Below are 10,223 nucleotides of genomic sequence, written 5' to 3'. Positions count from 1 at the left end.
GCTGTTGTTTCAACAAATTGATACGTACCAGGAGCAAGGTCAGCTACGGCGATTTTACCATCAGAGTTCGTCGTCAAACCTTCCTGAAGTGTAGAGCCTTGTGCATCTTGTAATTCGAATACAGCGCCTTCCAGGAAAAGTTCTGCATCTTCAGCAGCTACTTTCGTCAATTCGACACTGCCTGGCTTCATTTCGTTCCAAGCGTTGACAGCGACTGTTTTGACTTCAGCCGAAGTACGTGCCCGTTCGATCGTGAAGCTGTAAGGAGTTGCATCAAGAATATACCCTGCAGGAGCTGCAGTTTCGACAAGCTGATATGTGCCTGGCTTCAAATCATTTACCGTCAAGACGCCAGAAGCATCTGTAATCAGATTTGATTCGATTCGATTGCCCTCTGCATCCTGTAATTCAAAGACGGCACCTGCAAGAACGTTCGCTGCGTTGTTTGTCTCAGCTTTCGTCAAATCGACAGAACCTGTGATCAACGCGTTCGGTGCATTTACTTTCGCGATTTGTGCAGTCGTTCCTTGTTCAACGGTGAATTTTAATGGCTCTGCAGCCAGCTGATAAAAGGCTGGTGCTTTCGTTTCCACTAATTGATACGCGCCAGGGCGCAAGTTGTTGATCGTCAATTTCCCTTGTTCATTTGTCGTAAGGCCGGACTGGATGACAGTTCCTTCTGCTGTTTGCAGTTCGAACACCGCTCCTTCAAGAAGCGCTCCATCCACGGCATCTGTTTTCACCAGCTCCACGCCGCCTTTGATGATGCGGTTTTTCGCTGAGATTTTCAAGATTTCATTTTGTGCGTCCACGATTTTGAATGGAATCGGTGTCGCGTCCAACTGATAGCCGAATGGTGCAGCTGTCTCGACGAAGCGGTAGTCGCCAGGCGTCAAGCCGCTGACTGTAAGCTTCCCGTTGTCCTCTGTCATCAAGTCGGATAGAATCACGTTTCCTTGAGCATCTTGCAAGTCGAATATAGCACCTTGCAAGCCGAGAAGCGGAATATCAAAGTCTTCTTTCTTCAATTCGACTCCGCCTTTGATCCGGAAGTTCTTGACTGGATCCAGTGTAAGTACTTCCAACTGCTTCTCGCCGATTGTGAAAGAAATCGGTGTATTGTCGAGTGCATAACCGAATGGCGCCATCATTTCGACGAATTGATAATTTCCTGGTGCAAGGTTTCCGATGTAGATCTGACCATTTTCGTCCGTCGGATAGAGCCCGCGCAGGCTTGACGTTCCACTTGTTGTTTCATAAAGGAAGAACTGTGCCCCAGCGAGTTTTTTGGATGGATTTTCTCCATCAATTTTCTCTAGTTGAACGGCGCGGATTACTTTTTTGTTCGTAACCGTAAGCGCGTTACCGAGTTGCTCGCTATTGTCTTTTTCATATGCGCGATCGATGGTAACAGCAATCACTTTGTTTTCATTCAAATAACCTGGTGGTGCAGTTGTTTCGACTAGATTGTATTCTCCGAACAACAAGCGTTCGAATTGAATCATGCCATCAGTACTTGTCGTACCGGTTTTCACTGTGATGCCGCTAGCTGGGTCTTTCAGTTCGAATGTTGCGCCTGAAAGGGATTCACCCGTCTTGCTGTCTGTTTTCGTGATCAGGAGACCGCCGAGTACGCCGGTCGCTTCGCCCATGCCTTGTGTACGTTTCGCTTGGACTGTTTGCGAAGTATCTGTTTTTTCTTCATTCAAGTTCTGCCCACTAAGCGTCACATCATTGGAGATGGAAGCAGGAGCTTTCAGGATGAATGACTGATATTCAAGGATATACGGTTTGTTGATCGTGTCCGTGAATTTGATCGTGAACGAAGCCGGCATTTCTTCTGTGACAGCGAGTGTGTAGTCAGTTCCTTCTGTCAGTAAAGCACCTTTCTTCACATCGCCGTTCGTGCTGACCGTTGTTGCGTAAAGGCTGATAGAATCAGCGAGTACTTCTTGGTTCTCGTCCGGTGTATCCGTCAATGTCGCATTTTGGATTGTTGCTTGAGCGAAGTTGATGTTGACCGCCCAATTCAAGATCTTGCCGTTTTGTGCACCAGATTTCGTTGCATAGCCACCACCGTGAGGGATGCTGATGGATGCTTCCAGTGCTGTTTCAAGGTTGCCGCCGCTCGATACGGTTGCTGTATTTTTGTACGTGCTTTCTAAGTACGGCAGGTCTTTCAATGTCGTATTGTAGGAAATCATGTACGGTTTCGTCAACGTATTCTTAAACTCGACGATGAATTTCGAATCGGATACCCAGCTGACCCAATAATCCGTGCCGGGCGTCAATTCTTTCACTTCCGTGCCGTCCGCGCCGCCAGTCAGGCTCATTTCATAGACAGCGAGCGTTTCTTTCAGGAATTTCTGGTTGCCTGTGATTTCATCTTCGACTTTTGCTTTCTCTAACGTCTTCAAGTTGTAGTTGATGCCGACTTTCCACGTGATTTCTTTCGTCACGGCATTGTAGGAGCCGTTCTTGAAACCGTTGGATTGTGTGTAATTATCAGGCGTGAAGTTGCTGACAGCTTTCTTTTCTTTCTGCTCACTATCTGCGTTCACCCAAGTGAGAGTCGCGCCATTTTGCAGATAGTTGAGCGTGCGGTTATCGCGCGCTTCGTAGTTGAACGCTGTTTTATACATGATCTTATGTTCACGTGTGATGTTCTTCATGAACCGAATATCAAAGCCATTGTTACCAGTTGCTTCGACGACGTAGTCTGTTCCGGCTGTCAAGCCTGAGATTTGCAGGCTATCCGGCAAGAACGTAAGACCGCCGTTCGTGAAGACGTCTTTTAGGATCAAGTTATTCATTTCTTGACGGTCGTTGTTGAAGTTGATTTCCCAATTGACCGTTTTGTCTTTGTAGTTCGGGCTATTGTTCGATTTTGTTAAAATCTGTTGGGAAATATTGCGTGTCCCGGTCGATTTGTAGGATTCGGTTGTTACAACGTTGGTGATTATCCCATCTTTAAAAACACGTTCATTCGCAGTGGTTTTGTACGTGATTTTGTAAGCTGAATTGACCATGTCGTTGAATTGCAATGTGAAGCCATTTTTGCCGTCTTTTGTCATTGGTATGATGGTGTAGTCATTGACGACTTCGCCGGCACCGATTTCTTTGCCGTTCTGATCAAGGCTGATTTTCTTGACGACGAACGTATCCAGGAGGACGTCCTGGGAAGCATCAAACAAGTCAGTCAGAATTGCATCGGATACGCCGACGGTCCGTTGATTATAATTATATTTAATTTCCCAGCCGATCGTTTGCGTGCGGTTGTCGTAATTAATTGATGTCTTTTGAAGCGGTTCGCCGCGTCCGACTGTGACAGTCGCGGAAGCTTTCGCATCTTCTTTGCCATCCGCTTTCAATGTGGCGTTATTGATCAAGCTTTTGGCAGAGTCATTCGTGATATCCACCGTGAAAACTAAACGGTAAGCAGAGTCGATTTTATTTTTGAATTCAATCGAAAAGTCCGGCTGACTGATGGTGTATTCACTTGGATTCACAGGCGCGCTAAGTGTAGTGGTGCCATCCATGTTCGAAATCAAGTGATAAACTTCAATTGAGCCTGCCTGCAAAGCCTGGTCGCTTGGCAAGAGGTCTTCTAATACTGCGTTCGAAAGGGTTTGCATGGATTTATTGAAGTCCACTGTCCAATCGATCGTCTCTGCGTTATAAGCGCGGTTCGGTGTTCCTTTTTTCTCGATGCCAGGGCCGCCTGGATTGAAGTTAAGCGGGATGGCAATCGTCGCACCACCGACAATCGGCGTGATGACGACGGTACGATCCTCATTGACGACGGTGTCCGTCTTGATCGTCGACCAGATCGAGAAGTTGCCATTTACGTTGGAACGCTCTTCTATGAATTTCGTGAACGTCAATGTAGCCATGCCGTCCAAGCTCACGTTGAGGTAAGCAACTGCTTGGCCGTTACTGTTCAATGGTTCGTCCACAAGTTGCTCATACACGGCAAGCTCTGTGGGAAGCTGGAAGGAGAACGTACTCCCTTCCGTGTAGCCATGTCCGTTCGGCAAAGCGAATGAGTAGTCGAGGCTGATGATCGAGTTGAGATCAGCACTGTCAAGCTCATCGCCAGCATTGTTCATGATTTTGATGGTTCCTTGTGTCAGGATGTTTGTTCTATTGACGGAAGGCTCGCTCGTTTCTTCTTCAGCAAGCTCTTCTTCGACAACGTCTTTCGCTTGTTCTTCTTCAGCGGATTCTTCTGTCATTACTTCCTCTTCTGCAGGTGCTTCTGTTTTAGGAAGCGAATCCTTTTCTTCAGCAGCCGCTTTTTCTGCAGGCTGTTCGTCAGCGACTGGCTGTTCCACTGGAGCCGTTTCATTACTTTCCTGCGGTTCTATAATGGTTTCCGTATTTTCTACGGGTTCATCCGAAGCAGGGGCGGGTGATGTTTCTTCTGTCAGCAGAATCGTTTCATCTGTAGGTTGTTCAGGTTCAGCAGCATTCGCTGAAACGAGTGGGGCAAAGAACAGATCCGTGACCAAAAGCAAACACATTAGCATAGCAAATAATCTTTTCATTGTTTCCTCCATCTAATAGTAGTTTTAAATGTCTCTGGCTCAGCCAGTGAGCATGAAGCGTTATCATGTGTCTTCAATAACATAACAAATAGTAAAATAATACCTATTTTTCATGCATCTATTAGGATAAACTATGCATCTATACAGATTCTGTACATTTATGGAAAGACGTTTTAATACTTTTGACATTTTCCAGAGAGTTGGTAATACTTAAAGAAGAAGCAAGACAGAAAGTAGGATAATTGGATGAAAGCAATATTGGTTGACGATGAATTACTGGCGCTGGATTATTTGGAGTGGTTACTCTGCAAAGCTGGCAACGTCACGATTGCAGGTAAATTTATGGACTCGTTAAAAGCTCTTGAGGCGATTGCCTTGATGAAACCGGACATCGTATTTCTGGATGTGGAAATGCCAGGTATGAACGGGATAGAATTGGCAGAAAAGATAAAGTCTTCCTGGAGCGGGGTTCAAGTCATTTTCGTTACGGCTTATAATCATTACGCTGTAAAAGCTTTTGAGTTAAACGCAGTCGATTATCTGCTGAAACCTGTGCAATTCGACCGCCTGCAGGAAAGCCTGTCACGCATCTCTTCATTACCGGCAGTTGCTGCAACAGGGGCAGTCCAAAAAATCAAAACGCTTCAGCGGCTGTCTTTTATTAGCATTGAAGACGGTACGGAACAGGAAATGCAGGTGAAATGGAGAACGTCCAAAGTCCGCAGCGTTTTCGCTTACCTGCTTCAGCAGCACGATAAGCCGGTGCGAAAAGATATTCTGCTGGAAGAATTCTGGCCGGATCTTTCCGTTGATAAAGGATACGTCCAGCTTTACGGCTGCATTTATCAAATCAGAAAAACCATCGCTTCCGTAAACTTTAATGTTTCGCTGACGAATTATGAACATGCCTACCAATTATCGCTGGGCGAGGTGAAGCTCGATGTCGATGAATGGGAACAGCAGCTGGAGAATCTGCCCGAATTGACTGAAGAGACGGTGCCGCTGTATCAGAAAGCGATCAGCGCATATTCCGGAACTTATCTTGCTGAGGAAGAGTTTGTATGGGCGGATTATGAACGGGAACGCCTGAATATGATCTGGTTCCAGCAGCTGAAAAAACTTGCAGATTATCTGGCCAATCAAAGACGATTTGCTGAAGCGATTACCATCTATCTGCAGATGCAGGCAGCTTTTCCTTATCTGGATGCAAGCTACCTTCAGCTCATGCAATTGTTCAAAGAACTCGGCGATTACCATTCCGTCCGGCACCAATTCAGCCGGCTGAAGGAAATGCTGCTCGAAGAATACGGAACCGATCCGGATGAAGCTGCCTTGCAATTGCTTGAAGCGTGTTTGCAGGCGGATTAAAAAAGAGCCCACCAAGGGGCTCTTTTTTTCGTCCATTCAATTATTCCGCCAATTCAAGCGGCCTTACCCGGAACGTTACACGTGTTCCCCGGCCAGGCTCGCTGTCGATTTTCAATCCTTCTCCGTACATTTGTTTCAGGCGCTTGTCTGTGTTGGTGAGACCGATTCCGCTGTTTTGGGAAGAACCTGACAGCAACTCCCCAACTTTTTCTTCATCCATCCCCACGCCGTCATCCATGATTGAAATCTCCGCACCGGCTCCCGACTGTCGGATACTGATTTCTATTGTTCCGCCTTCCACCCTTTTTAAAATCCCGTGCTGCACGGCATTTTCGACAAGTGTCTGGATCGACAGCGGCGGCACTTCCATTTCAACAAGCCGGTCAGTTTTCCATTCGACATTCAATCTGCTCCCGAATCGTTCTTTCTCGATATACAGATAAGACTTCACCAATTCCACTTCATGTTCCATGTTCACCAATCGATTTAAATTATCCGGTGTAAAGCTTCTTCTCAGATAATTGCCGAACTGGTCCATGAGCGCCGCCATCCGTTCCGTATCGAACTGGCCGAGTGACACAATCGAATTCAATGTATTGAACAGAAAATGCGGCTTGATCTGCGCCTGCAGCCAGGCACCTTCCACCCGCAGCCTTTCACTGACGGATTTTTTCAGCCGGGTCAGATTATCCACACGGGCTTTCAATTCAAGTGCGCTTATCGGCTTCGACACATAATCATTCGCTCCCGATAAAAATCCGTTATAAATATCTTCCGGATGATTTCTCGCTGTCAGCTGAAGCACCGGCAATTCCAGCCACGTAAACTTCTCCCGGATCAGCCGGGTCAGCTTGTAACCTGAAATATTCGGCATCATGACATCCGTCACCACCAGGTCCCACGGCTGTTCTTCGATCCACTTCATGGCCTCTTCTGCGCCGGAAGCCATTTTCACTTCGTAATCAATGCCGGAAAGGACATCACCCAGAACTTTCAGGTTGACCGGATCGTCATCCACCATCAGGATTCTGGCGGGCTGCCCGGTTGCATTCCATCCCGCATCCAGCGGTAATTCCGGCATGGAAGGAACAGCCGGCGCAGTGAAATCCGGCTGCTCAGCGGCAACAGCGGAAGTCAGCGGGGCGGCACCGGCCTGCTGACATTCCAGTGGCAGGCTGAGCACGAAAGCCGAGCCTTTTCCAGGTTCAGAGACGGCTTCCAGTTTCCCGGCGTGCAGTTCGGCTAATTGCCGGGAAATCGTTAGCCCAAGGCCCAGCCCGCTACTGTCTTCGCCTTGTGTGTAAGGTTCAAAAATCCTCTTCAGCATTTCCGGTTCCATGCCGATTCCCGAATCTTCTATCGTCAGTACGGCATTATCCCCTATCACTTCTCCCCGGATATGGATAGTACCTTCCTCTGTAAATTTCACTGCGTTCTGTATCAGATTAAACAGAATCTGAATCAACCGGTTTTCATCTGCCTGCACCCTTTTCAAAGGGTCACTGATATCGATGGTGATCCGGATTTTCTTATGCCTGATCGTGACATCGAGCATCTCCACAATCCCGCTTGTCAGTTTTTCCAGATCGACTGAAGTCACTTTCAATTGAATTGTATGCTCATTAATGCGCGTGATATCCAGAAGATCATTCACCGTAATGGACATATGGCGGCTGATCGAAGTCATCAACCCCAGCTTGTTTTTCGCTTCTTTCGATAACTGATCGCCTTCCTGCTGCATTAAAGAATAGGCGATGTTCATCATGCCGTGCAGCGGGTTTTTCATTTCGTGTGCGGTATTGGAAAGGAACTGGTCCTTCCTCTTCAACTCCGCCTGCAGTTTCATCGTCATTTCCCTGTTTTCATTGCCTGTCCTGAAAAACAGCAGAAACAGAAAAATCGACAGGCAGATATAAGCGATCAGAATATCGTAGGGATAGTAGGGCAAATCCATATCAAGCCGGGATCTGTAAATTCCCCACAGGAAACTGTTTGCACCGCTGACCGCTGCAAGCATGACGAAAATAGTTTCGCTGTGCTTGCCTTTCGCCAATTTCCAGATAAGAACAGCTGCAACGCCAAGAAATAAACCAAGCAGCACAAAAACAGCTGTGACTACAACTGAAAGATATTGCAGAGGAGTGACGACAGTTGCCAATGTGCCCGCGGTCAGCGCGCCGATCAATGCATTGTAAATGCGCGTATGCAGCTGTTCTGCAAATAAGCTTCTGGCAAACAGCAGCAAAAATACTACCGTGCCAATATAGGACAGAAACAACAATTTGACGTAGCCACCGTAACTCAGCTGAATCCAATTCAATAAGATACGGTCATCATCGAGTCCGGTCGCAAGCAACAGGCACAGCGAAGCAAGCGAAAAATAGAGGAAATGCCGTTTTCCTTTTCTAATGATGAAGAATACAAAAGTATAGGCGGCGCAAACCAGTGCAAGACAAAGGATCAGCAACTGATTTGCGATATTCCACATACTTGCCGCATTCATCGCACGGTTATCACCGAAAAGGATGGTTTTTATCAAACCGTTCCTTTTTGCTAAACTATTACTTTTAAATTGGATCAGTACTTCCACTTCATTGTTTTCCCTTGCTCTGAAAGAAGTTGAACGCGGCACTGCATTGGAGATCATTTCTCCATTTCCTTGAAGGGAGAAATCATTATCAAGCAATAATTGTCCATTGATATAGACTTTTGAAGACAAGGCATTTCGCGGAAGCTGAATCTGGTAAAGCCGGTCAATCCGTTCTTCCGGAACAAGAAGTTTCAGGCGATATGTACCCTGCCGCTCCATCCACGGTGTATCTTCATCAAAGAAATCATGCCATTTCCCTGGAAGAGCCATGTATTCCGCGGCGGATTGATTCTCTATTTCTTCCGGTTTCAGCAGCACTCCCGGGTAAAATTCCCACTCCCCGCGGAGCCCCTGAACCGGTTCCTTGCTGAAGTTCACATCACGAAAATCAATAACGCCCTTTTCTGCATCGATACTGTCGACATCCACCGCATTTTCCAGCCAGAAAAAACGCATTGCCGTCAATGAAAAGATAAATATGAATACGATTAAAATAATACGCCGGTTCGACACGCTTTTCCCCCTAGTTCTTTTTGCTCTCTGTTCATACAGAATAGCACGAACTTTTTCTGTGGAGGAGACGATTTGAAAAAAAGTTGGGATCCTTGGAATTTACTGACCGTTTTTTTGTTGCCGCTTTTCCAGTCCAAAAGCTTCTGCCAGCAGCCGAACCGTCTTCATCCGGTTCTCTGCACGTGCAACATTCGGAATGACCAAAATTTCTTCTGTCTCAAAAATTTCCGCAATTTCTTCAATCCTCCGCTTCACTTCTTCAGCTGTCCCAACGAGCATCCGCTTCCGGTTGCGTGTGACTTTTTCCATTTCACTCGCACTGAATCCTCGCTGCATCGCCGTTTCAACAGACGGATAATAAGGCGGCGGTGTTTCCGACTCGATGAACAGCAGCCAGAGATCGAATGCCTTCGCTAAATTTTCTGCTTCTTCTTTGGTTTCACCCACAACCACAAAAACAGAGACCATCGTGTTGGGCGCATCCTGCAGTTTTGAGGGCTGAAATTGGTTTTCATACGACCGGAACAATCGCGCACTCGATTTCAGCGGTTTTGCAAAATGGGCATAAACATAGCCCGCTCCAGCTTCTGCCGCGACTTTAGCGCTGCCCTCGCCCGTTCCGAGCACCCACATTTCAGGTGCTGTTTTGGTTACCGGCGTGGCGCGCAGCTTCTGGAACCGGTGCTCTGTTTCCGTATCGTCTGTCAGATATTTTTGGATATCAGCGATTTGCTGCTCATAGGAAACCGGAATTCCTTTCGATTCATTGAGCGCTTTGTTGACGAGGCGATAACTGCGCGAGCGGCCGATGCCGAGATCAATGCGTCCCGGATGCAGCGCTTCGAGCAGCCGGAAATTCTCCGCCACTTTATAGGAACTGTAATGCGGCAGCATGACACCGCCGGAGCCGATGCGGATCCTTTTCGTCGCGCCGGCCAGATGCATCATCAGCATTTCCGGTGAACTGCCGGCTACCGAAAAGACCTGATGATGTTCAGCCACCCAATAACGCTTGTAGCCGAGCTCATCCGCCAGTTGCGCGAGCGCTGTCGTCTGCTGGAGGGCGTCACCTGCTACCGCGCCTTCATCTATTGGTGAATAATCGAGAATGCTGAGTGAGATCATGTGTTTCCCGCCTTGTTTTTTGACATATTTCCAGTGTAGCACGTGGATTCGCCGGGGCAGGAACGGTTTATTTGCGGAGA

The 10,223-nt window shown here is 47.3% G+C and carries 4 protein-coding genes; 1 reads left to right on the top strand and 3 read right to left on the bottom strand.

The genetic code is table 11. The features are described from left to right. Positions 1-4,547 (bottom strand): SpaA isopeptide-forming pilin-related protein (locus tag KW93_RS05670; RefSeq protein ID WP_052131480.1); only part of this gene is annotated, 4,547 nt, incomplete at its 3' end. 246 nt (positions 4,548-4,793) lie between these two features. Between KW93_RS05670 and KW93_RS05665 the strand changes: the two genes are divergently transcribed. Next, the gene (locus KW93_RS05665) at positions 4,794-5,915 is read left to right on the top strand and encodes a response regulator (RefSeq protein ID WP_033542014.1); all 1,122 of its coding nucleotides are present in this window, start codon (positions 4,794-4,796) and stop codon (positions 5,913-5,915) included. 40 nt (positions 5,916-5,955) lie between these two features. Here the strand turns inward: KW93_RS05665 and KW93_RS05660 are convergent, their stop codons facing one another. Together KW93_RS05660 and KW93_RS05655 are read right to left on the bottom strand one after the other, a co-directional pair. Continuing rightward, positions 5,956-9,018 (bottom strand): hybrid sensor histidine kinase/response regulator, encoded by a 3,063-nt coding sequence (locus KW93_RS05660; protein ID WP_033542013.1) that lies wholly within the window; start codon positions 9,016-9,018, stop codon positions 5,956-5,958. 99 nt (positions 9,019-9,117) lie between these two features. Continuing rightward, positions 9,118-10,223 (bottom strand): LLM class flavin-dependent oxidoreductase (locus KW93_RS05655; protein ID WP_327078713.1); only part of this gene is annotated, 1,106 nt, incomplete at its 5' end.

This window comes from Planococcus sp. CAU13 (assembly GCF_000775575.1).
Lineage (GTDB): Bacteria > Bacillota > Bacilli > Bacillales_A > Planococcaceae > Planococcus.
Note: the sequence above shows the minus strand (reverse complement) of the source record. Positions and strands in the feature narration are given on the sequence as shown.